This is a genomic window from Bradyrhizobium sp., assembly GCF_004799405.1.
Taxonomy (GTDB): domain Bacteria; phylum Pseudomonadota; class Alphaproteobacteria; order Rhizobiales; family Xanthobacteraceae; genus Bradyrhizobium.
Genome location: NZ_SSMW01000108.1, coordinates 1 through 21008, shown reverse-complemented (window position 1 = coordinate 21008; position 21008 = coordinate 1). Strand labels below are relative to the sequence as shown.

The 21008-nt window shown below is 60.5% G+C and carries 18 protein-coding genes; 8 read left to right on the top strand and 10 right to left on the bottom strand.

Features of this window, described 5'->3' with window-relative positions:
* Positions 1-127 precede the first annotated feature (127 nt).
* From E7813_RS16675 to E7813_RS16665, 3 genes are all read left to right on the top strand, one after another.
* The gene (locus E7813_RS16675; RefSeq protein ID WP_291575679.1) at positions 128-1495 is read left to right on the top strand and encodes an arylsulfatase; all 1368 of its coding nucleotides are present in this window, start codon (positions 128-130) and stop codon (positions 1493-1495) included.
* Positions 1496-1565: 70 nt separating this feature from the next.
* On the top strand, positions 1566-2450 hold the full coding sequence (locus E7813_RS16670; RefSeq protein WP_291575678.1) for a formylglycine-generating enzyme family protein: 885 nt from the start codon (positions 1566-1568) through the stop codon (positions 2448-2450).
* A gap of 21 nt (positions 2451-2471) precedes the next feature.
* Positions 2472-3977 carry a SulP family inorganic anion transporter gene (locus E7813_RS16665; RefSeq protein ID WP_291575677.1) on the top strand — a complete coding sequence of 502 codons (1506 nt, stop codon included), beginning with the start codon at positions 2472-2474 and terminating at the stop codon, positions 3975-3977.
* Positions 3978-4377: 400 nt separating this feature from the next.
* On the opposite strand, the gene E7813_RS16660 is transcribed toward E7813_RS16665, so the two are convergent.
* Both E7813_RS16660 and E7813_RS16655 read right to left on the bottom strand, forming a co-directional pair.
* Positions 4378-5838, bottom strand: a complete 1461-nt coding sequence (locus E7813_RS16660; RefSeq protein ID WP_291575676.1) for an MFS transporter — start codon at positions 5836-5838, stop codon at positions 4378-4380.
* A gap of 118 nt (positions 5839-5956) precedes the next feature.
* Positions 5957-6412, bottom strand: coding sequence for a hypothetical protein (locus E7813_RS16655; RefSeq protein WP_363331184.1), 456 nt, complete (start codon positions 6410-6412; stop codon positions 5957-5959).
* Between the two features lie 40 nt (positions 6413-6452).
* On the opposite strand from E7813_RS16655, the gene E7813_RS16650 reads away from it, so the two are divergent.
* Entirely contained in the window at positions 6453-7640 is a 1188-nt protein-coding gene (locus tag E7813_RS16650) for a CoA transferase (RefSeq protein WP_291575675.1), read from the top strand.
* Between the two features lie 117 nt (positions 7641-7757).
* Here E7813_RS16650 and E7813_RS16645 read toward each other — a convergent pair whose 3' ends face one another.
* From E7813_RS16645 to E7813_RS16620, 6 genes are all read right to left on the bottom strand, one after another.
* Positions 7758-8462 carry an amino acid ABC transporter permease gene (locus E7813_RS16645; protein ID WP_291575672.1) on the bottom strand — a complete coding sequence of 235 codons (705 nt, stop codon included), beginning with the start codon at positions 8460-8462 and terminating at the stop codon, positions 7758-7760.
* Positions 8459-9157, bottom strand: a complete 699-nt coding sequence (locus E7813_RS16640) for an amino acid ABC transporter permease (RefSeq protein ID WP_291575668.1) — start codon at positions 9155-9157, stop codon at positions 8459-8461. The genes E7813_RS16645 and E7813_RS16640 overlap by 4 nt, the downstream gene beginning before the upstream one ends.
* Positions 9158-9274: 117 nt before the next feature.
* Entirely contained in the window at positions 9275-10147 is an 873-nt protein-coding gene (locus tag E7813_RS16635; protein WP_291575666.1) for an ABC transporter substrate-binding protein, read from the bottom strand.
* A gap of 2 nt (positions 10148-10149) precedes the next feature.
* Positions 10150-10920, bottom strand: a complete 771-nt coding sequence (locus E7813_RS16630) for an amino acid ABC transporter ATP-binding protein (protein ID WP_291575663.1) — start codon at positions 10918-10920, stop codon at positions 10150-10152.
* On the bottom strand, positions 10917-12098 hold the full coding sequence (locus E7813_RS16625) for a pyridoxal phosphate-dependent aminotransferase (protein WP_291575661.1): 1182 nt from the start codon (positions 12096-12098) through the stop codon (positions 10917-10919). Before E7813_RS16625 ends, E7813_RS16630 begins: the two co-directional genes overlap by 4 nt.
* Positions 12099-12306: 208 nt before the next feature.
* Positions 12307-13008 (bottom strand): GntR family transcriptional regulator, encoded by a 702-nt coding sequence (locus tag E7813_RS16620; protein ID WP_291575660.1) that lies wholly within the window; start codon positions 13006-13008, stop codon positions 12307-12309.
* Between the two features lie 192 nt (positions 13009-13200).
* Between E7813_RS16620 and E7813_RS16615 the strand changes: the two genes are divergently transcribed.
* The 3 genes from E7813_RS16615 (at position 13201) to E7813_RS16605 (ending at position 18838) form a co-directional block, all read left to right on the top strand.
* A complete protein-coding gene (locus E7813_RS16615) occupies positions 13201-14532 on the top strand; it encodes an aminotransferase class III-fold pyridoxal phosphate-dependent enzyme (RefSeq protein ID WP_291575658.1) in 1332 nt (443 codons plus the stop codon).
* Positions 14533-15584: 1052 nt separating this feature from the next.
* Positions 15585-17132 (top strand): NAD(P)/FAD-dependent oxidoreductase, encoded by a 1548-nt coding sequence (locus tag E7813_RS16610; RefSeq protein ID WP_291575656.1) that lies wholly within the window; start codon positions 15585-15587, stop codon positions 17130-17132.
* A 26-nt stretch (positions 17133-17158) separates the two neighbouring features.
* Positions 17159-18838 (top strand): hypothetical protein, encoded by a 1680-nt coding sequence (locus tag E7813_RS16605; protein ID WP_291575655.1) that lies wholly within the window; start codon positions 17159-17161, stop codon positions 18836-18838.
* Positions 18839-19121: 283 nt separating this feature from the next.
* Here the strand turns inward: E7813_RS16605 and E7813_RS16600 are convergent, their stop codons facing one another.
* A complete protein-coding gene (locus tag E7813_RS16600; protein WP_291575653.1) occupies positions 19122-19556 on the bottom strand; it encodes a hypothetical protein in 435 nt (144 codons plus the stop codon).
* Positions 19557-19890: 334 nt separating this feature from the next.
* Positions 19891-20097, bottom strand: coding sequence for a hypothetical protein (locus E7813_RS16595; RefSeq protein ID WP_291575651.1), 207 nt, complete (start codon positions 20095-20097; stop codon positions 19891-19893).
* A gap of 178 nt (positions 20098-20275) precedes the next feature.
* On the opposite strand from E7813_RS16595, the gene E7813_RS16590 reads away from it, so the two are divergent.
* A partial coding sequence (locus E7813_RS16590; protein ID WP_291575681.1) for a cbb3-type cytochrome c oxidase subunit I occupies positions 20276-21008 on the top strand: 733 nt, incomplete at its 3' end.

Genomic DNA, 21008 nt, shown 5'->3' with positions numbered 1-21008 from the left:
TGGCATGAACGTCGGACCGAAAGGAGTAGGCGAAATCTTCTGATACGCGCATTCGATACCGCGGCCGTTGTCGCCGCCAAGGATTCTACCAAGGGACGCGATATCGCGTCAGAACTCGGAGCTACAAATGACCAAGAAACCAAACATTCTGTTTTTTCACGTAGACAATCTCGGTATGGGAGAACTGGGTTGCTACGGCGGCGGCATCCTGCGCGGCGCCGATACCAAGCGCATGGACAAGTTTGCAAAGGAAGGCGCCAAGCTCACGCACTACGTCGTCGAGCCGCAATGCACGCCGACCCGTTCGGCGCTGATGACCGGGCGTTTTCCGATCCGGTCCGGCAACCACACCATTGCGCTCGGCGGCAACGGCGGCGGCATCGTCAAGTGGGAGCGAACCATCGGGTCGATCTTGTCCGAAGCCGGTTACGCAACCGCGATCTACGGCAAGTGGCACATCGGCGCCGAAGACGGGCGCTTCCCGACCGATCACGGCTTTGACGAGTGGTATGGCCCACTCCGTACCTATGACGAATGCATGTGGCTCACGGATCCTCACTATGTTCCTGAGCGCGACGGCTTCTCGCATATGCATGAAGGCGTCAAGGGCAAAGGGGCGTGGCCGCTTCTCGATGAGCAGCTCACCATGGAGACCAAGAAAACCTGCGACCTGGAGTACCAGAAGCGCGCCCTAAAATTCATGGAGAAGTCAGTTGCGGCAGACAAGCCGTTCTACTGCTACTTCAATCACTCGCTGATGCATTTCCCGATGACCGCGCGTGACGAGTTTGTCGGCAAAAGCGACAACGGCGAATGGGGCGATTGTCTCCTGATGCTCGATCATGACTTCGGCGTGCTGGTCGACAAGCTGGACGAACTCGGCGTCGCCGACAACACCATCGTCGTCATGTGCGGCGACAACGGCGCCGAGGATCATCTTGCCGGCCGCGGCACCGGCGGATTCTTCGACGGTTCGTATTTCAGCTCGGCCGAAGGCGGCATCCGCACACCCCTTCTGATCCGTTGGCCGGGCCACATCCCGCCGGGAACCGAAAGCAACGAAATGGTTCATGTCACCGACATGTTCACGACGTTGCTGCAATTCGCCGGCTGCAAGCCTCCGAGCGACCGGCTGATCGACGGCGTCGATCAGAGCGCGTTCTTTCTCGGCAAGCAGGAAACCTCCAGCCGCGAGTCCTGCATCGTCTGGCTCAAGGACGAATTGCATGCGGTCAAATGGAAGGACTTCAAGATCAACTTCAAGCGCCAGCAGCACTTCCACGATCCTGAACTGCCGCTCGGCTTCGCCCGCATCACGCACCTGAAGGAAGACCCCAAGGAGCGGGAAGCAGTCAACCAGCGGTACGTCCGCTGGTGGGTGATGCAGCACGCGCAACGCATCATCAGGGATTTCGAGAACAGCACCAAGAAGGAAGAGCTGATCCCGCCGGGATCGCCGCTCGACTTCGTTCCGAAGACCTTCGCGGCATCCTAGCCCGATGTTTGCGCAGCCGGTACATGCGCGAGAGCCGCAGGGTCTCGCGCCTGACACAGACCGGGAATCCATGATCTGGATTCCCGGCAGCGATTTCGTCATGGGCTCGGACAAGTTCTACCGCGAGGAGCGGCCGGCGCGCCGTGAAACGGTCGGTGGTTTCTGGATCGACCTGAATCCCGTAACCAATGCCGAGTTTGGTAACTTTGTCGCGGCGACGGGGTATGTCACCGCATCGGAGCGGACGCCCGATCCGGCGATGTATCCGGACGCCGATCCCTCGTTTCTGGTGCCGGGGTCGCTGGTCTTCACCAAGCCGCCGGGTCCGGTCGACTTGCGCGATTACCGCGCGTGGTGGGCCTATGTCCCCGGCGCCAACTGGCGGCATCCCGAAGGACCTGACAGCACCATCGACGACAGATGGGACCATCCGGTCGTTCACGTCGCTTTCGAGGACGTCATGGCCTATGCCGATTGGGCCGGCAAGGAACTTCCGACCGAAGCCGAATGGGAATTCGCCGCCCGCGGCGGACTGGAAGACGCGACCTACGCATGGGGCGAGGAATTTGCGCCGGGCGGCCAGGCGATGGCGAACACCTGGCAGGGGCGTTTTCCCTGGGAGAACCTCGCCGGCGACGGGTACGAAAGCACTTCGCCGGTCGGTGCATTCCCGGCCAATGGCTATGGCCTGCGCGACATGATCGGCAATGTCTGGGAGTGGACGGCAAGCGCCTACAGCCTGCCGCACGCCGGCATCGGCAAACCATCCTGTTGCCAGCCAAGGCCGAGCGATGATCGCGCGGCGAACCGTGTGGTGAAGGGCGGCTCGCATCTGTGCGCGCCCAACTATTGCCTGCGTTACCGGCCGGCGGCGCGTCAAAGCCAGCCGCTCGATACCTCGACCACGCATATCGGTTTTCGCTGCGTTCGGCGCGCGCCGGCTCCAGCGATCTAGAATTTCAGGGCAAATTCCTCCATGACAATCGCCATCGCTTCATCACAGGCGCAATTCGAGGACACGCCGTCCATCGCCGCCGTGCTCAGCTCGCCGAATTTCCTGGTTCGCGAAACGCTGGCCGGGCTCGTCACCGCGCTGGCTTTGATCCCCGAAGTCATCTCGTTCTCTTTCATCTCAGGGGTCGATCCCAAGACCGCCCTGGTCGCGTCGATCGTGTTGGGCCTCGTGATGTCGGTGCTCGGCGGGCGGCCCGCCATGGTGACGGCGGCGGCCGGCTCCATCGCGCTTGTGATCGGTCCGATGGTCAGGCTTCACGGCGTCGGCTACATCCTCCCGACCATTATTCTCGCCGGCGCGGTCCAGATCGCCTTTGGCGCGGCCGGGCTCGCAAGGCTGATGCGTTTCGTTCCGCGCTCGGTCATGATCGGTTTCGTGAACGCGCTCGGGATCCTGATCTTCTCCGCCCAAGTTCCCCACATCCTCAACGTTCCCTGGCTGGTCTATCCGCTGTTCGTGCTCTCCATAGCCATCATCCTGGTCGTGCCGCGCTTTACCCTGGCGATACCGGCGCCGCTGATCGCGATCGTCATCGTTACGGCGATCGTTATGATCGGGAATCTGACGGTGCCCAACGTCGGGGGCCAGGGTTCAATGGCGCCGGGACTTCCCGGCATCACTCCGTTTCTGGTCCCGCTCGATCTGGAAACCCTGCAGATCGTCTGGCCGACCGCGCTCAGTGTCGGATTCGTGGGACTGTTGGAAACATTGCTGACAGCAAAGCTGGTCGACGATCTGACGGATACGCGGTCGCATAAAGGCCGCGAATCCTGGGCGCTCGGCGTAGCCAACATCGTCGCGGGCTTCTACGGCGGCATCGCCGGATGCGCCATGATCGGGCAGACCGTGGTCAACGTCAAAATCGGCCGGGCGCGTACCCGCGTGTCGACGGCGATCGCAGCGCTGGTGCTGCTGCTGCTGGTGACCGGCCTCAGCGGCCTGATGGCGCAGATACCGATGGTGGCGCTGGCCGCCGTGATGATGATTGTCGCGATCAAAACCGTGAACTGGCACAGCGTATCGCCTGCAACGCTCAAGCGGATGCCGGTTCCGGAAACGACAGTCATGGCCGTCACCGTGGCCGTTACGGTTGCCACCGGCAACCTCGCGCTTGGCGTCGCCGCCGGCGTCCTGCTGGCGATGGTGTTGTTCGCGCGGCGGGTCGCGCATGTCATTCGTGCCGAGCGCAGCGTCAGCCTTGACGGGCTTTCGGTTCGCTACGATGTCTACGGACCTTTGTTCTTTGGCAGCAGCAACGATCTGGTGGAGCGCTTCTCCTACGGCGTCGATCCCAAGTCGGTCTCCATCGATCTTACCCATTCCCAGATCTGGGATGCGTCGAGCGTCGCGGCGCTGGATTCGATCGAGACCAAGTATCTCGAGCACGGCGCGACTGTGAGGTTCATCGGGCTTGACCAGCGCAGCTCCGCATTTCACGGACGCTTGACGGGCCAGCTTGCGGGCTGAGGATCGGGTTTTGCACCATGGCAATGAAGCATTTTCGCAGATTTTTCCAAACCGCGTTCACACAATTTTGGCAACGCATCGTGAAGGCGCCACGCCTGGCCGGCCGCTACCGCCCCGAACTCCATTACATGCGCGGGCCGGGTCCAAAATCCCTTGGCCAAAAGCGCCTTGAGATTGCCAACAGCGACAAGAGATAGGGTTATTGGGGGACGAATGGACGAATTGCACCGTACGCGTTGTCAGCAACGCGCAAAATCTCGCTACCGGCAAGTAACAACGACGAGCTGAAGTGTCTATCGGATGCGCGCGCACTCTCTGCGCGGCGAGCGGCGATTTTCTTGGAATAAGTCGGCTCGATATTCTCACGATTTGAGAACAGGATGAGGAGAGGCAACGATCATCATCGTTCTAGCGATGGCTGGGTTTTTCCGCCGGGGCGAATCAACATAGCAGCAATCGCCGCTGCTACCGAACATATGACTGCGCCCATCGCTGCAGCTATACCAAAAGCTGAAAGCAAGGCGGGTCCGGATGACGCTATCACAGGTCCTATAAGGGCTGTAGCAACCAATCCGCCAGTACGCGCTACTGCGCTGTTCAGCCCGGATGCCGCGCCCGTGTGGCGGCTGTCGACGGACATCAACACCGCTGTCGTGAGGGGGGCGACCGCGCCAGCCATTCCCAATGCGATCACGACCATCGCCGGAAACACCCCAAGCCAATAGCTTGTGTCCGATCCGATCCGCAGCAACAGCATACAACCGGCCGCGACGATGAGCGGCCCTCCAATCAACAGCGATCGTGGACCTACCTTGGCCGCCAGCGCACCGGCAGCAGGCGATGTCACGGCGATGACCAGCGGCAGGGGCAGCAGCGCAGCGCCGGCCTGCGTCGCGGCGTAGCCATCAGCTTGAATCAGCACATAGGGCATAAGCACGAAAAAGCCGCCGAGAGCGCCGTACAGCAGAAGTGTCAAGAGCGTGAGGCCGACGAAGCTTGCGGATCCGAACAACGAGAGCGGCATCATTGCCCTATCGCCCAGCCGTCGCTCCGCAGACAGGAACAGAAGCGAGAAAATCAAACCCGTTCCGAGGACGACGAAGGTGGCAGGCGACCAGCTCCGACCAGATCCTTCGGTTAACGCCCAGGTCGAAAGGCCCAAAGCAGCCGTAACCAGCGCTCCACCCAACCAGTCGAGACCGGCGGCTGCATCGTTGACGTCCCTGTCGATGTAGCGCGACGCGAGCGCGATCGTTGCCAAGGATAGCGGAACGTTGATCAGAAAGACGAAGCGCCAACTGCCGGCATCGATTAGCCAGCCGCCAAGGACGGGTCCGATCGCGCCCGCGGCGGCTCCAGCCGCCGCCCATATGCCGATCGCGCGGCCTTTCGCCTCTCCAAAGAAACTCTGGCCCAGGATCGCGAGACTGTTTGGCATCAGCATCGCGGCGCTCGCACCCTGCACGAAGCGAGCAATCAGTAACAGGACAAGAGTTGGCGCCGCCGCGCAAGCCAGAGAAGCAAGACCGAACAGCAGAACGCCCGCGATCAAGAGACGGCGGCGGCCGTACCGGTCCCCGGCTGCTCCTCCCAGCAAAAGTAGCGCGCTCAAGGGAAGCAAATAGGCATTGACGACCCATTGCAGGCCGGTGGCGTCCGCATGAAAGCTCCGACCGATCGCCGGTAGCCCAACATTCACGACCGAACCGTCGATGAACGCCAAGCTCAATGCCAGGATCGTCGTCGCGATAACGAGGTGAGGGTACGTGGGCGAACGCGTTCCTGCGGTTGTTCGCGCGGTCGCGGCGTCGCAGGAAATGTGAAGGGCGTTGCTTATTTGCAAGTCAATGTAGGCTCGCATCCTAGCAGGCGGAACTGTCCACGCTCTGCGGGACCGAAAAATCGACATTTTGACCCTACGTCGAAACGCCGCGTTCCCTGACCGCAATCTAGCAACCGCAAGCGAAATTACCGTCCGACTAGATGCCGGGAATACCAGGATCGAACATCAAGACACTCTCAACCCATTTCGCCAACCGAAGCACAACGTAATCCTCCCGATACAAACCGATGACCTGGAGGCCCAGAGGGAGGCCGTTTTTGCCAAATCCTGATGGCAGCGACACCGCTGGCACGCCAAGCAAGGTCCACGATGCACAATATGCCGCATCGCCGGTAAAGCTCAGGCCCTCCGGCGCTTCACCAAACGCCGGCAGGGTCAGCACGGCGTCGAAGCCGGAAAGCTCTACGGTGAAAGCGGATCTTAGCTTTTCCTGAAGCGCTTTGGCGGTAAGATACGCGTAGGCGGCGGTGGCCCTTCCAGCCTGAACCAGCGATTTCAGGTGATCGCTGGTGCGATGGGGGTAATTTGCAACGAGCTCGCCAAAAATCACCGCGGCCTCGTAGGCGAGGCGAAAGTAGACAAGGTATGGCAACGTCTCGCAGGATTCTCCGTTGCTAAAGAGGGATCGGTCGATGGGTGGAATTCTGGAGGGGGTGCGGGTGCTCGATTTCGGGCGCTATATCGCAGGGCCCTATTGCGCGACATTGCTTGCGGAATTCGGCGCGGAGGTGATCCGTGTGGAGAAACGCGGCGGCAGCGAAGATCGTTTCGTAGCCCCGGTGGGCGAGGACGGCGAAGGTGCGCTGTTCCTGCAGATCAATCGCAACAAGAAATGCATCACCCTCGACCCGATGAAGGCTGAAGGGCAAGAGGTACTACGACGACTGGTCGCGAGATCGGACGTGGTGGTCGCCAATCTGCCGCCGCAGACGCTGCAAGCGATGAAGCTCGATTATGAAACGCTGAAGGCGATCAAGTCGGAGATTATTCTCACGACCGCGACCGCATTTGGCGGACCGGGGCCGTGGTCGGATCGCGTCGGCTTCGACGGGGTCGGGCAGGTCATGTCGGGCGCGGTCTATATGACAGGCGCGGGTGATCCGCCTTATCGCGCGGCCGTGAACTGGGTCGACTTCGGGACTGCGCTGCATTGCGCCTTCGGGACCCTCGCCGCTTTGATCGAGCGAGGCAAGTCCGGCCGCGGGCAGATCGTCGAAGGCGCGCTGCTGGCTACCGCGCTCTCCTTCACCAACGCGACCCTGATCGAGCAGGCGGTGATCGGGGTCAATCGCGTTCCGACCGGGAATCTTGGACAGACAGCGGCGCCTGCCGATATTTATCGCACTAGGGACGGTTGGGTGCTTTGCCAGGTTACGGGACACCCGCTGTTCGTTCGCTGGGCGAGGCTGATGGGCGAAGAAGATCGCTGGCTGAAGGACCCGCGTTTCTCCAGTGACCTTAAGCGGGGCGAGAACGGTCCGCTGATCAGTCAGCGGATGGCGCGGTGGTGCGCCGAGCGTACTACACAGGATGCCGTCGATACCCTCGGAACAGCACAAATACCGGCTGGACCCGTATTGAGCCCACAGCAAGCGCTGGATCACCCTCACATTCGGGCCGCGGGCTTTATGACCAGTGTGGACTATCCGGGTTTGCCGAGCCCGGCGCCCCTTGCACGCGCCGCGGTGAGGCTTTCGCTGACCCCGGGCGAAATCGTTAGCCGACCGCCGACGCTCGGCGAGCACACGGAGCTTGTGCTGGGAGAACTCGGTTACGATGCAGCAACAATCGCGGCGCTGCGGGAAAATGGAACGATTTAAGGCAGATGTCGACCTGCGCCGCGCCATCGGCCGATTTCCCTGTTACCCCTCAGGAATTCCCTGTTATCGAGATTGATTTCCCTGTTACTTTTTTCAAGGAATTGCCTGGTCTGCATCTCACCGGACGAAGAAGCAGAACACGCGATTGAACACGCGGCGATCCTCGAACAGGCGCATGCCGGCGCTGAGCGAACGATTGAGGATGAAATAGATGGCAAGCAAGAGCGTATAGACCTCAACAGGCGCAACGAGCAGGCGGTTGTTGATCTGCCGTCCGATCTCCGTGACCTCGGCGAGCCCGATGAGGAACGCGAGCGAAGTGTTCTTCAACAGCGTGATGTAGCGGCTGGTCATTGCCGGCACCGTGTTGAAGGCGGCGATCGGCAGCATAACGTAGAGCGCCTGCTGCAGCCCCGACATGCCGATGGCGCGCGCAGCCTCGATCTGCCCGATCGAGACTGAAAGCAAGCCGCTGCGCACCACTTCGGCGATATAGGCGGCGTTGAAGAGCACCATGGCGACGAGCACGCTGGTGAATTTCGACGGCGTCACGCCGAAATAAGGCGGCGCGAAATAGGCCCAGAAGATGAGGACAAGGAGCGGGATGTTGCGCAGGAATTCGACGTAACCGGCGGCAGCGTAGCGCAGCGGCTTTGGTCCGGTGAAGCGCAGATAACCGATGAGGAAGCCGAGCAGCGTCGAGCCGATAATGCCAATAACGGTGAGGACAAGCGTGAGCGCGACGCCGCCGAGCGCGTCGGGAAAATCGCCGATGAGGAGGCGGCGGATATTGTTCTCGGTGAAGACGAGCTGCCAGTTCATGCGGGCGCCCGCCGATGCCGCGAGAGGAAGCGCTGCAGGAGATGGCCTAAGCCCGCGATCGAAACACAGAGCACCAAATAAAAGCCGGTGATCGCGGTCAGCGCCTCGACGCCGTGGAAGCTTACATAGTCGATAGTGCGGGCTTCGTAAGTGATCTCGGTGACGCCGATGGCGAGCGCCAGCGACGTGTTCTTGGTAAGACTCACCGCCTCCGAGATCAGCATCGGCGCGATGATGCGCAGCAGCTGCGGGAAAAGAATCGAGCACATCGTGGTTGGGAACGAGAGCCCGATCGCCTGCGCCGCTTCGTATTGTCCGCGCGGGATGGCGTTCAATCCGGCGCGTACGATCTCGGCGATGAATGCGGAATGATAGATGCCGAGCGCGAAGATGGCGGCGGCGAATTCGAAACCGTAGTCGCGCAGGAACAGGATCGCGCCAGGAGGCAGAATAACGGTCGCGGAGAAATACCAGAACAGGATCTGCACGAGCGGCGGCGTGTTGCGACAGAATTCGACATAGAGCCAGCAAACCAGCTTGAGCGGCGGAAAGCCCGACCAGCGCAAGACGCCGAAGAGGAAACCCAGGATGAGCGCGAGCGTCAGCGCCAGCGCGGCTAGTTGCAGCGTGACGCGCGCGCCTTGCAGCAGCAGCACTCCGCTGGGGCCGAGCAGAATCGACCAGTCAAGCTGCATGGGCAAGACTCATGAAAGTTCGCATTGCCACGGAAGCGCGACTCGGGAAGCGGGCTCCCTCACCCCGCGACGGCGGGGGAGAGGGATAGGGAGAGGCTTGTGGTAAACGAACGCGCATCAATCCCATACTTCCATCTTGAAGCCGATCTCCTCCTTGGTGAGCTTGAGCGCGCTGGTCGGCCCGACCCAACGGTCAAAGATCCGATCCCAGTTGCCGTCCTTCCACATGTCCTGCAGCGCAAAGTTGATGGCATCGCGCCATTTCGAGTCGTTCTCGCGCACGCCGATCGCGTAATCGCCGCCGCCAAGCGAGTCACCAATGATCACATAGTCATCGGGCTTGGGTGAATTGGCACGCAGCCCGGCGAGGATTATGACATCGGCGACTACCGCGTCGACAAGGCCGCGCTGCATGGCGAGAAAGGCCTCGGGGTAGCCTTCGAAGGTCTGGCCGACGGCCTTGGGCTGCGCCTTGGCGAGGTTCTGCAGGGCGAGCGCGCCCGCTGTGGTGCCCGCGCGCTTGCCCGCCATGTCGGCAAGCGACTTGATGCTGCTATCCTTCTTCACCATCAGCTTCTGTCCGGTCCAGAAATAGCCGACGGAAAAATCGATCACCTTGTCGCGCTCGCGATAATGCGTAATCGTCGCGGCGATGAGATCGATGCGCCCCTGCTGCAGGAGCGGAATGCGGGTCGCGGCGGTGACCGGCGCGAGCTCGCTCTCGACGCCGAGCCGCCTGGCGAGCTCGACGGCGATGTCGACATCGAAGCCGACGATCCGGCCTTTTTCATCGACACTGCCAAAACCCGGCACGTCCTGACGGACGCCGGCGCGCAGAACCCCGCGTTTCTTCACCTCGTCGAGTGCGGTCGTGCCGCAGGGCGCCTGGGCCTGCGCGGGCGGCAGCGACACCGCCATGGCGGCGGCGGAGACGCCGAGCAGACCCAGGAAGGTCCGCTTGCGCATGCTTATGTTGTTGTTTGAAGTCATCGTCATTCTCCAGTGATGGATAGCCGTTGCCGCAATACCGTGCCGACGAAGCGTTGCGCCTGCGCGCTGCGCGGCGCGCGAAAAAAATCTTCCGGCGCCGCGGTCTCGACGATGTCGCCCTGATGCATGAAGGCGACACGATCGGCCACCTCGCGTGCGAAATTCATCTCATGGCTGACGATGATCATGGTCATGCCGGCTTGCGCGAGCTTACCCATGACGTCGAGCACCTCGTTGACCATTTCCGGATCGAGCGCCGAGGTCGGCTCGTCGAACAACATTAGTGAGGGCTGCATGGCAAGAGCACGCGCGATCGCCACGCGTTGCTGCTGTCCGCCGGAAAGGAAGTCGGGGAAACTGTCGGCCTTGTCGGAGAGGTCGACGCGGGCGAGCAGCGTGCGCGCGATCTCGTTGGCTTCGGCGGGGCTCTTGCCGAGCACCTTGCGCGGCCCGAGCGAGACGTTCTGCGCGGCCGTGAGATGCGGAAACAGATTGAAGGACTGGAACACCATGCCGATGTGACAGCGCAACTCGCGTAAGCCGGACTTCGTCGTCGGGACCTCAGTGCCACGAAAGTGCAGGCGGCCGCCGTCGGGGGTCTCTAGGCCATTGATGCAGCGAAGCAGCGTGCTCTTGCCCGAGCCGCTCGCACCGCACACGGCGACGACCTCCCCCGGCGCGATCGACAGCGTCACCGATTTGAGAACCTCGAGCGCGCCGAAGCGCTTGTTTAAGTTCTCGATCTCGAGAAGCGGGGCCGCGCTCGCGCTCATGACGGTAGCGCCTCGAGTAGCTTCCGCGTGCCGGCGAGAATTCCGGGCAGTGGTCCAACGAGATTGATGCGGATATGGCCTTGCCCGGCAGCACCGAAGGCGTCTCCGGACGTGACCGCAACGCCGGCTTGCGCGAGGAGATGCCTGGTCAGCGCCGCGCCACCAAGACCGGTGCGCGAGATGTCGGGGAACAGGTAGAACGTCCCCTCCGGCACGCGGGTCATCAGGCGCGGCTCGGTCTCAAGCAAAGCGAGACATGCGTCGCGCTTCTCCTGATAAGCGCGGCGCAGGAGCGGCGCCCAGTCAAACTCTTTCTGCAGCGCAGCGTAGGCGAGCTTCTGCGAGGCAAGCGCCACTGAGGTGATGATCTGCTGCGTAGCGTTGGCGACAAGTCGCGCCACCGCTTCAGGCGCGACGAGCATGCCGATGCGCGCGCTCGGCAGCGCGAAGGCCTTTGAGAAGCTGTAGAGCAGGATCGTCTGCTCGCGAACGACATCGAACGCACCCGGACTGAGATGCCGGCGCCCGTCGAAAACGAAGAGGTCGAAGCTTTCGTCGCAAATGAGCCAGAGGTCCTGCGCGCGCACGAGCGCGACGAGCGCGGAAAGCTCAGCTTCGCTGAATACGCGGCCGGTCGGATTGTGCGGCGTGTTGATGAGCAAGGCGCGGGTACGTGGCGTCAGCGCGGTGCGGATTGCGGCGACGTCGAGCACGTCCTCGGGGCCGAGCGGCACCGGCACGGCCCTTCCGCCGGCAAGCCCGACCGAAGGCGCGTAGGTCACCCAGCAGGGGTCGATTATGATCACCTCGTCGCCAGGCTCGATCAGCGCCAGTAGCGCAAAATAGACGCCCTGCTTAGCCCCGACGGTGACGACCATCTCGCTTTCGCCGGAACGGACCACATCGTGCACGCGGGCGAGTCGCTGCGCAAAGGCTTGGCGCAGCGGCAGTTCGCCGCGCGGATCACCAAGCCTGTTCTCATCAGCGGTGATTGCCGCGATATCGGCGAAGGCGACGGGGGCGGCTGGGTCGGGTGCGCCACCCGATAGATCAAAGATGGCGCGCCCCTGCGCACGCTGCGCCTTGACCTGTTCGCCGACGGCGAGCGTGCCCGAAGGCGGCAGCGCGGTGAGCCGCGCGGACAGCGCGCGGGCGGCGACTGGTTCATTGGTCGACATGACTAGCGGTGCCAATGGGCTACCCCTTCTTGCAAGACCGTAGCGGCTCCCACATTGCCGACCTCATCCTAAGAAGCCGTCTGCGGGAGTGAGTCTCGAAGCATGGCCCGCGTCCTTGAGCCTCATGGTTCGAGACGCACGCTTCGCGATGCTCCTCAACATGAGGAGAGAGCTTGTACGCGTCGCTCACTCTCGTTGGTTTGCCATCTCACTTCTCATATTTGCGCAGCGCCTTCGCATAGACTTCGACTGCGCGCGCGAGATTGGCAGTGATGTGCTCGATGGTGAGGTTGCGTGCCAATTTGAAATCGCGCTTGCACAGCGCCTGGGTGATCCGCGCATGATAATCGTAATCGCCGCGGCCGGAGAAATCGGAAGAGAGCAGCGCGTAGCGGATCGACAGCGACATGGCGTTGACCTGGTGCATGATCGTGCGCAATACGCTGCTTTCGGTCGAGTCGATCATCAGCTGATGGAAGTCGACATTGGCGGCGAAGTATTTCTCGATGTCGCCGCGCTTGGCGTAAAAACACATCACTTCGTTGGCGCGTTCGAGCGCATCGGTCAGCACGCCGACGTCCTTGTCGGCTAGCGCGTCGATGACCTCTCCCTCGAGCTGCGCGCGCAGGCGATAGAGCTGGCGCAGGTCGTCGGGCGTGTAGGCTTTCACCTTGAAGCCGCGCCGCGGCACGTGAACCACAAGCCCCTGCTGCTCGAGGATGCGCAAGGCTTCACGCACCGGCCCGCGACTTGCCCCGAACTCGGCGGCAAGCTCGACCTCGCGCAGGCTCGATTCCGGCGGATAACGCCAGCGGATGATCCCGGCCTTGATGCGGTCGGCGAGGTAATAGGGAATCGTATGCGGCAGGCCTTCGGCGGCGTCGAGTGGAGATGCAAAAGCGAGGGTCATCCCTGATTCCGCTGTTCCGCTGCGGCCTTCGTTCGAGCCGCCCGCCTCTGGCGGGCTTCTCGGGATGAAGGTCTTCAGCTTGGGCCGCCCCCGGAGGTATCCCTCAGCGACGGATTGTAGACAATTTACATTTGACAAAACTCGGCTACAATAGGTCACAGGTCAAGGAAAAAATGAGCCGGAGAGAGCGCAATGGATACCCACGCGGCGAAGGAGATTGTTGAGAAATGGATGATCCCGACTCCGGCCGGGGCCTACATGGCAGGGCTGGAGAATCGTCCGATCATGGCGCGGGCCGAGGGTATCGAGGTCATCGACACCACGGGCAAGCGCTACCTGGATTTCGGCTCCGGACAGATGGCGGCGGCGCTCGGTCACAACCATCCGCGCTTCGTCGCCTCGGTGAAGAAGAGCCTCGAGACGATCAGCCACTCGACCAAGACCTTCCTCAATGTCGACCGCCTAGAGCTGCACAAGAGACTCGGCGAGATTCTCACCCCGCCGCTGCAGAAGTCCCTGTTCCTCGTGTCCGGCAGCGATGCCATCGAGGCCGCGATCGACCTCGCGCGCAAGGCGACTGGCGGCGTCGATGTGCTGGCGCTCGACATGGCGCTGCACGGCTCGACCTCGTTCGTCACCCGCTCGCTAACCTTCGGCTGGGGACGCGCCAAACATAAATTGGCCGCGCAAGGCACTTCGGCGATCTTGACGCCATACACCTATCGCAGCTCCTTCGGCGACGATCCCGATTTCGTGGAGAAATGCCTGCAGACGAGCTTCCAACTCGCGGACGCGAATTTTACCGCCAAGCCCGCTGCAGTGATCATCGAGCCGGTCCTGTCGGCCGGGGGGATCATCGTGCCGCCGCCCGGCTATATGAAGGCACTGCGCCGATACGCGCATGAGCGCGGCATGCTTTTGATCATGGATGAATCGCAGACCGGGCTCGGCAAGACCGGTAAGATGTGGGGCCATCTGCACGAGGACGTGGTGCCTGACATCATGACCGTGTCAAAGCATTTCGGGGCGGGCCTGCCGATCGCGGCAGTGACGACGAGTGCAGCGATCGCCGAGCTGGCGGTCTCGAACGGCTATTTTGCCACGCGCTCGCATGCCTGTGACCCGATCGCGTGCGCGGCGGGCGTCGCCTCGATCGACATCATCCAGGAAGAGAAGCTCGTCGAGCGCGCCGCGGCGATCGGCATCCGCATGCGCGCGGCGCTCGCGGACATGGCGCAGGAGATCGAGGCGATCGGCGAGATCCGCGGTCGCGGTGTGCTCTATGGCGTCGAGCTCGTCGAGGACCGCGCGAGCAAAGCGCCGGCCAGTGCGCTGTGCCGCACCGTGGTGGCGCAATGCCAGCAGGAAGGCTTGCTGCTGCAATCGCGCGGCAGCCATGGCCGCATGAACGTCGTGCGCCTGGTGCCGCCGATGGTATCGACCGATGCCGAGATCGATCGCGGCATGGAGATCCTGCGCAAGGTGTTGCGCGCAGAGACGCGCAGAACGGCGGAGGCCGCGTAAGCCCGAAGCCGATTTCTCCCGTCCTCTTCTCATGGTGAGGACCGCTTGCGGCCGACGCGGACGTCTCCGCTCCGCCGTCACGCTGTCCGTCTGTGCGCTCGTGTCTGTACCGAAGACCTCATCCGACGATGTTTGCAGGTGAAATTCCCTGTTCCTGCCAAAAAAATCGCTGTTCCTCAAAATATTTTCCCTGTTAATTTGCGTAGGGAATTGCGCGAAAAGTCGCTGCAGCACAGCAGCTTGTTGCTAGGAAATCGGCTCGGAGAGCACCAAAATTGCAAAATTCCCTGTTAAATTCCCTGATAGCAGGGAATTTGGTTGGAGACGGGTGCGATCAGCACTGCGTCGCCAGCGTGAGCGTCGTGTTCGAACCTCCGTATTCCAATTTACAATCGGCCCGTAACGTATTGATTTCAATGGGGCACCAAACCACCAAATTTACAGTCATTGAAATGGCATTGTAAGCGTCAGACTCTTAATCATCGGGTCCCAGGTTCGAGCCCTGGTGCGCCCACCACCCAGTCTTCAGGTATCGACCTCGGTAGGTTGTCTTCGCATTTTCCCGCGCAATGGGGCCTTTTGCCCGCTTGCGCTAGTCTCAATATCCGTCTCCAGTGAGCGAAAGGTCGGATTTTGCGTCACCTGCATCGAAAATTTCCGTTCCCGCTTTAGATGGAGACGGGTTCGATGACTGAGTGGTGGGTCCCCAGTTCGAGCCCTACTGTCTCCACCAAGCACACACCGCTGATATTCCTGTTTTAGGGAGATTCCAATCAGCGATTGGGTTCGCCGGCACATCCGCCTGGATCGACGATTACGCGAACAAGCCGAGCCGGCGGGATTGTTAGGTTGTTTGCGGCCTCAGCAAAACGTAAGAAGACCATCGGGCAGATAGCCGATCGAGAGCAGCGTTGGGGCCGTTTTCGACCGTCCAGAGAGATAGCTAGTAACGTGATACCTTGGCAGCGGCTAGGGTTAGCCCGACCGAACATGCCGATTTGAGATCTAGTACCTTGACCAATCGTGAGCGCGACAACGACCGGAGACAGATTATGACCGCCGACGTTGATGTTTTTATCATAGGGGCGGGACCGGCGGGACTAACGGCGGCCTATTGTCTGACGGAGTCGTCACCGTCCGTGCAGGTGATCGAGAAAGACCCGATTTATGTCGGCGGCATCAGCCGCACCGTTCGCCACAAGAATTTCCTATTCGATGTCGGCGGACACCGGTTCTTTTCCAAGTCCAAAGAAGTTCTAGACCTGTGGCAGAACATTCTGGGATGCGACGACTTTATCAAGCGTCCGCGGCTGTCGCGTATCATTTACGGCGGCAAGTACTATGCGTATCCGCTGCGCGCATACCAGGCGCTTTCAAATCTTGGCATTCTGACGAGCGCTGCTTGCGTCCTATCTTACGCATACGCCAAGATCAGGCCCGTTGCGCCGGCGCGCACATTTCACGACTGGGTACGTAACCGTTTTGGCGAAAAACTATTCTCGATCTTCTTCAAGACGTACACCGAAAAGGTGTGGGGTCTTTCATGCGATGAAATTTCCGCCGATTGGGCCGCCCAACGCATCGGAGGAATCGACTTGCGTGTTGTTCTGCTGAACGCGCTGCGTCGCGCCATCTCAGTGCCGGGAAAGCCAAAAGCGGGCGATCCCTCGGTTAAAACGCTGATCGAACATTTTCAATATCCACGCCTAGGCCCAGGGATGATGTGGGAGGCTGCCGCCCGCAAGATTATGGATCGCGGCGGCCGGCTGGCCATGGGCCGTACTCTGCAGACTTTGCGCCACGATGCAAAATCTGGCCTCTGGACGGTTACGGCGGTCACGTCGGACGGTCAAACCGAAGCCTATACCGCGCGTCATATCGTGAGCTCGGCTCCGATAGCCGAACTCCTGAACGCGCTGGATCCGCGCCCCGCGTCGTTGCTCCAGGCAAGCGCTTTGCGCTACCGCGATTTCATAACCGTCGCGCTGGTTGTAAGAAAGCAAGATGTCTTTCCCGACAACTGGATTTACGTTCATGATCCCACGGTGAAAGTCGGCCGCGTGCAAAACTTTCGGTCCTGGTCGCCGGATATGGCACCCGCGGGCATGACCTGCCTTGGGCTGGAGTATTTCTGCTTCGAAGGCGATCGGCTGTGGCAATCTTCCGATGCGGAGCTGGTCGCACTCGCAAAGCGCGAGATTGCGCAGATCGGCCTGATCGACCCTGATGCCGTGGTTGATGCCTGCGTCGTCCGCCAGCCAAAAGCCTATCCGGTCTATGATGACGCTTACAGTGGCATTGTTGCAGTTGTGCGTGCTGAACTGGAGGCTTCGTACCCGACGCTTCATCTCGTTGGCCGAAATGGAATGCACAAGTACAACAATCAAGATCATTCGATGATGACGGCCATGCTGACGGTGCGAAATATTCAGGCCGGTGAACGCGTCTACAACGTATGGGATGTCAACGAAGATGCTGAGTATCACGAGATCGACAAAAATAGCGTCGGCGACGCTTTGCGAAGCGGGCGACTGACCCCCCGTCGCATCGATAATTTGCTGCTAAAAAATCTGCGGGCAGCCGCCGAGAGGCAACCCTGACGTCTTTGCTTCAGTGTTAGTGATTCATGACACAAAACGCTCTGCCTGATTCAAGCCGCCGCGTGGAAACGTTGCTGCTGGGGATAATTCTGGCCACGCTCGGCTTTTGCTGGATTTACCGCAAATGGTTGTTCGGCCATTTCGACGTGGTGTTCGGCAATGAGGGCGACGCGCAAGGCATGATCGTCGTCCTCGAACACTGGCATCATGTGTTTAGTGGGGCAACGCCAAACTGGCGTTCACCGCCGTTTTTTTATCCTGAACCAGGCGTGCTCGGATACACCGACACATCCATTCTCTACGCTTTGGAGTATGCGGCGTTACGCGCGTTGTCGTTCGACCCTTACGTCTCGTTCATGACCGTGCTGGCGACGCTGTCCATCCTCGGTTTCGCAGGCTTCATGCGGCTTGCCATCGTCGACTTTGAGATTAGCGGGCCAAACGCAGCCGTCGGAGCATTCCTGTTTGCGTTTGCCAACATGATGACAATGAAAATGGAACATGCGCAGAGTTATTGCGCGATGCTGCTGCCCTTTGTGATCCACATGACGGCAGCAGCCTACCGCTCTCGCGGCCGGCTTCATAGTATTGTGCTCGGGTTTGCGGCCGGCCTGCTTCTCGGTTTGATGCTGTTCAGCGCATATCTGATTTCCTGGTTTTTCGTCACCGGCATGATGCTCACGGCCGTCTTTTTGCTGATCCTATTTGGCCCTCGCCGCACGTATCTTTGGGTCCATGATTTGCTCACAACTAAACGTTACGCCGTTCTTGGTCTCGCCGCAGGCCTGGCGGTTGGACTCGCGCCGTTTTTTTACACTTACCTTCCGGTACTGCTGCAGGGCAGACGGCGCGCCTTTTCCGAGGTGAGGGAGTTTTCTCCGCGCTTTGCCGACATTGTCAACATCGGCGACATCAACTGGATGTGGACGAAGCTTTTTCGAACTCTGGGCATCTCCGATCTCACCCGGCGTCCGCGCGCCGAGGTCTCGCTGGGTTACACGCCTGGAGTGGCGGCAGTCTGCGTTCTCTTCATGATCGTCGCGTGGCGACGCTGGTGCAAGAATGCGGTCGCGCTCAGCGCGCGCGATACCGTGCTGCTGGCGATCGGTTTCACCATGATCACTTACTGGCTGTTGCAGCTTGACTACAACGGCTTCATGCCTTGGCGCATCATATGGACGATATTCCCAGGCGCAGGCGCGATCCGGACGACGTTCCGCGCTCAGATCGTGCTCAATCTGGGAGCCGCCCTCATCGTCGCCGCCGCGCTGGACGCACTTCTGCTGCAGGGCTACAACGTTGGACGAGCCAGGATCGCCGCTGCCGCGCTGGCCGTATTCCTGGTTGCGGAACAGACTGCAGATCCAGCCTCCGCTTTCTCCCGCAGCGAACAGCTTGCCTGGCAATCGCGGATCCCGGCGCCGCCCGATGGATGTCGTTACTTCTATGTTACGCCAAAGCCCACTCTGGGTGGCAGCGGTGTCTGGGGCCAGGACCAGACGGAGCCAATGATCGTGGCGGTCATGAAGCAAATTCCGACCGTCAATGGCTATTCGACATGGTCGCCCATTGGCTGGAATATACGGCATCCGGCTGACGACAGCTATCCGCAGGGTGTCCGCGACTGGGTTACGACCCGCGACCTGAAGGAAGGCATCTGCGGCCTCGATCCTCGCGGGGGACAATGGAAGATCGGGTTGCCTTGATCGCGAAAATTTCGTCTTTGGCTCGAAAAGAAAACTGTTAACCGTCGCCCCGGCCATTTTTGCGTCAGAACGGGGGGATTTTGGAACTCACTTCGCGTCTCTGGACCGCTCTCTCCTGGCGATTTGCCTGTGCCTCAAGAATTTCCGTTCGCGGCTTGAGTGCCAGAGACCGGTTCGATGACTGGGTGGTGGGCAACCAGTTTCGAGCCCTGGTGCGCCCACCGCGAGGGCCGATTTGCCCCCACGACCGGACACATCGTCAACCGGACGGCCAGTTCCGATACTAAGTGCGGGTGCGGGCAACCGCGCCGGCCACAATTTGCATGATCACGCCGACTACCCATCCGAGCATTATTGCTACTGTCCAAAACATGCGCGGATTTTCATGAAGCACAATCACGCCGACCGATCCAAAGGCCGCCAACGTAGCGAGAAATGTGCCCGCGGCAGTTAGAAATTCTGCGATATCGATCTTTCCACTGGAACCCGCCTTCGATGGCTCGCCATTTGGCTCATGAAAAGCCAGCGGCGGTGTGTCAATTCCCAGGTAGAACCCGATTGCGCCGGCAATCATCATGACGACTAAAAAAGTCTGTGAAGTGAGCGCCGCGAAGCTGGTTCCTACGTGGACGCCAACAAATAATCCGCTGGAGGCACCAGCCATCGCGAGCCCGATACGTTCCAGGACATGAGCAGCTTTTCTTACGCGGAATTGCATTGTCGTTACTCCGTGGCGCGAAGGCGTGAACCAGAGTGTTTTTCTAACAAGCGGAGGAGGTCGACTATTGTCCTAGATCAACAATCACGCCCAAGGCTGGAGAATATTTTAGCAGCGATGTCGCTTCCGGGTCAAAAGGCGAGCTGCTCGCCGCGAGCAAATAAAGTGCGCTTTGCAGGGATCGGATTTGCGGGGACCGGATAGGAGGTGCGCCACCGGATGAAATACCCGCGGCGCAGACGTAAAATCATGATCCAGGAAACGCTGTTGATGGAAAACGGCGCCCCCCGCAAGTAGACGCCGCGCGCGGGACGCCTTTAGCCGATCGAGAAGGTTAGGCGAAAACGACTTCCTCGTGGATCTGCTGATGGCCTTCACCGATGACCTGAATGGCCAGGTGAGACCTGACATCGGGTTCCAGGCAACGTAGGTCGGCGGCGAGGTACTTTGCGTACACGACCGCCTCCGAAGCCGATTCCAGTTCGCGACCGACCTCATCACGGATGGCAAGTTTGTCGCGTATGTCGAAATAGAACCGCACGGGCCTCTCCTTCTCTTGGCGACTATATGGTTCCGTCATTTTGATGCCGGTTAAAGCCGGCAATCGACCGCGAGCTGGAAACTATCAGCAGCAAACTCGGTGGAATTTGATCTCGATCAAATCGCCGGAGACGAATTAATGGCTGATGAACCCTACAACGTTCGCAGAGAATCAGCCAATGAACCAAGCTCTATCCCCGAAATCGATGTCACACGGCGAAGCCGGTTTGGCGGTGTTCTTCTCGGCGACCACATTGCTTTGCTTGATAGCGGCGGGTAAGGCCGTGGATACGGCCTTCGCATTTCATGCGACTTTGGGCGGTGCCGCCAGCCTTTGGGCGGTTTTTGCAATTTTCAACCGCTATTTCGACCGTCCGCCTTCGTTGCCTCCCCAGGAGATCAACGGCCGGCCCAACTACAACCTGGGCCCGATCAAATTCGCATCGGCGATAGCGGTATTCTGGGGGATCGCCGGATTCACGGTCGGGCTGCTGATTGCATGCCAGCTCGCTTGGCCGGCGCTTAATTTCGACCTCCAATGGACGAGTTTCGGTCGGCTGCGGCCGCTGCACACATCCGCAGTGGTGTTCGCGTTTGGCGGCAATGTGCTGCTCGCGACGTCATTTTACGTCGTTCAAAAGACCTGCAGGGTTCGTCTCGCCGGCGATCTGGCACCCTGGTTTGTTGTGCTCGGCTATAATTTTTTCATCCTCATTGCGGGTACTGGCTACCTGCTCGGGGTCACGCAATCGAAGGAATACGCCGAACCGGAGTGGTATGCCGACCTCTGGCTGACGATCGTTTGGGTAACCTATTTGTTGGTGTTCCTGGTGACTCTGATCAAGCGCAAGGAACCGCATATTTACGTCGCAAACTGGTTCTACCTCGCCTTCATCATTACGATCGCCGTGC

Bases quoted from the DNA above. Each gene is read 5' to 3' on its own strand.
- E7813_RS16605 (WP_291575655.1), top strand. From the start codon at position 17,159: ATGACACAAAACGCTCTGCCTGATTCAAGCCGCCGCGTGGAAACGTTG.
- E7813_RS16635 (WP_291575666.1), bottom strand. From the start codon at position 10,147: ATGACTTCAAACAACAACATAAGCATGCGCAAGCGGACCTTCCTGGGT.
- E7813_RS16645 (WP_291575672.1), bottom strand. From the start codon at position 8,462: ATGAACTGGCAGCTCGTCTTCACCGAGAACAATATCCGCCGCCTCCTC.
- E7813_RS16665 (WP_291575677.1), top strand. From the start codon at position 2,472: ATGACAATCGCCATCGCTTCATCACAGGCGCAATTCGAGGACACGCCG.
- E7813_RS16620 (WP_291575660.1), bottom strand. From the start codon at position 13,008: ATGACCCTCGCTTTTGCATCTCCACTCGACGCCGCCGAAGGCCTGCCG.
- E7813_RS16600 (WP_291575653.1), bottom strand. From the start codon at position 19,556: ATGCAATTCCGCGTAAGAAAAGCTGCTCATGTCCTGGAACGTATCGGG.
- E7813_RS16615 (WP_291575658.1), top strand. From the start codon at position 13,201: ATGGATACCCACGCGGCGAAGGAGATTGTTGAGAAATGGATGATCCCG.
- E7813_RS16650 (WP_291575675.1), top strand. From the start codon at position 6,453: ATGGGTGGAATTCTGGAGGGGGTGCGGGTGCTCGATTTCGGGCGCTAT.
- E7813_RS16670 (WP_291575678.1), top strand. From the start codon at position 1,566: ATGATCTGGATTCCCGGCAGCGATTTCGTCATGGGCTCGGACAAGTTC.
- E7813_RS16625 (WP_291575661.1), bottom strand. From the start codon at position 12,098: ATGTCGACCAATGAACCAGTCGCCGCCCGCGCGCTGTCCGCGCGGCTC.
- E7813_RS16630 (WP_291575663.1), bottom strand. From the start codon at position 10,920: ATGAGCGCGAGCGCGGCCCCGCTTCTCGAGATCGAGAACTTAAACAAG.
- E7813_RS16675 (WP_291575679.1), top strand. From the start codon at position 128: ATGACCAAGAAACCAAACATTCTGTTTTTTCACGTAGACAATCTCGGT.
- E7813_RS16610 (WP_291575656.1), top strand. From the start codon at position 15,585: ATGACCGCCGACGTTGATGTTTTTATCATAGGGGCGGGACCGGCGGGA.
- E7813_RS16640 (WP_291575668.1), bottom strand. From the start codon at position 9,157: ATGCAGCTTGACTGGTCGATTCTGCTCGGCCCCAGCGGAGTGCTGCTG.
- E7813_RS16660 (WP_291575676.1), bottom strand. From the start codon at position 5,838: ATGCGAGCCTACATTGACTTGCAAATAAGCAACGCCCTTCACATTTCC.